The sequence below is a fragment of the Arthrobacter sp. JCM 19049 genome (assembly GCF_001310435.1).
This window is the reverse complement of record NZ_BAXF01000901.1, coordinates 1-587: the sequence shown is the minus strand read 5'-3', so window position 1 is coordinate 587 and position 587 is coordinate 1. Positions and strand designations below refer to the sequence as shown.

Here is a 587-nt window from a genome sequence, read left to right as displayed (position 1 = left end):
CGGCACGGCGGCCTTGCGCAGCGTGGCGGGCTTGAAGAACTGCATGGCGAGCATCGCGGCGATGCCCACCCCGGCGAAGACTGCCTGGTTCAGGCGACGGTGAACCCGTCCTGCCCGCGGGCGATGGCCTCCACCGAGGCGGAGGACTGCACCATCAGCACCCCGAAGACGGCCAGCGCGATCGTGGAGACCATCACCAGGTGTAGTCGATCGATGCGCTGGTGCGGCTGCCGGACTCGATGCGCCCCAGCACCCGTTGCGGCCACGGGGGCCTGGGCGTGGTGCCGTTACGCGGTGTTGAGGTGCGCTTGTTCACCGGTGTCCTCCCCCGTTGCCTGTTGCCTGGTTAGTTGCCTTCTCCGCTCTCATCTGCCGGGTCCGGGGCTGCCGGATCGGTGGTGAGCGGGTCGTGTTCCATCAGATCACTGACCGCGCTGATGAACGCGTTGCCACGCTGCGCGTAGGAAGTGAATTGGTCGATGGAGGCCGCGGCCGGGGCCATCAGCACCGTATCCCCGGCGGTGGCCAGGGTGTGGGCCCGGCGCACCGCTCGGGTCATCACGGCCGGCCCGGCCGGCAGGGTTCCG

1 protein-coding gene and 1 pseudogene are annotated in these 587 nt (G+C 69.5%); both read right to left on the bottom strand.

Annotation, left to right across the window (positions count from 1 at the left end):
* Positions 1-193 precede the first annotated feature (193 nt).
* Positions 194-316: a hypothetical protein gene (locus tag JCM19049_RS21695; protein WP_279403505.1), complete on the bottom strand. Its 123-nt coding sequence runs from the start codon at positions 314-316 to the stop codon at positions 194-196.
* Positions 317-346: 30 nt separating this feature from the next.
* Positions 347-587: pseudogene (locus JCM19049_RS17015) on the bottom strand (hypothetical protein); the annotation flags it as partial.